Source organism: Bacillus sp. SIMBA_074, assembly GCF_046534555.1.
Taxonomy (GTDB): domain Bacteria; phylum Bacillota; class Bacilli; order Bacillales; family Bacillaceae_G; genus Bacillus_A; species Bacillus_A mycoides.
This window is the reverse complement of record NZ_JAWRYM010000873.1, coordinates 1-254: the sequence shown is the minus strand read 5'-3', so window position 1 is coordinate 254 and position 254 is coordinate 1. Positions and strand designations below refer to the sequence as shown.

General features: G+C 59.1%; 1 protein-coding gene. It reads right to left on the bottom strand.

All coding sequences use genetic code 11. The features are described 5' to 3' along the window. A partial coding sequence (locus SB773_RS33255; RefSeq protein ID WP_410594710.1) for a hypothetical protein occupies positions 1 to 183 on the bottom strand: 183 nt, incomplete at its 3' end. Between the last annotated feature and the right edge of the window lie 71 nt (positions 184 to 254).

The following is a 254-nucleotide window of genomic DNA, read 5'->3' as shown; positions in this document are numbered from 1 at the left end:
CACCTTCGCGATGGTCTTCTTCAGCTTGTCCGCCTGCTGATCGAGGGTCTTGGATTCCTGCGTGTCCACACCGCCATTGGCCATGCGGATCTCGCGTGCCTCGGCCCGCTTCTGAAGCAGGTTCTGGTACAACTCGGCCTTGAACTGTTGGCGGTTATCGTCGAAGCCCTGAGTGATTTCCATCTGCGTGTCCAGCTCCTTCTGGATCTTTCGCGGATCGAATCGGTTTACCAGCGCGCCGCCGTTCTGCTCCG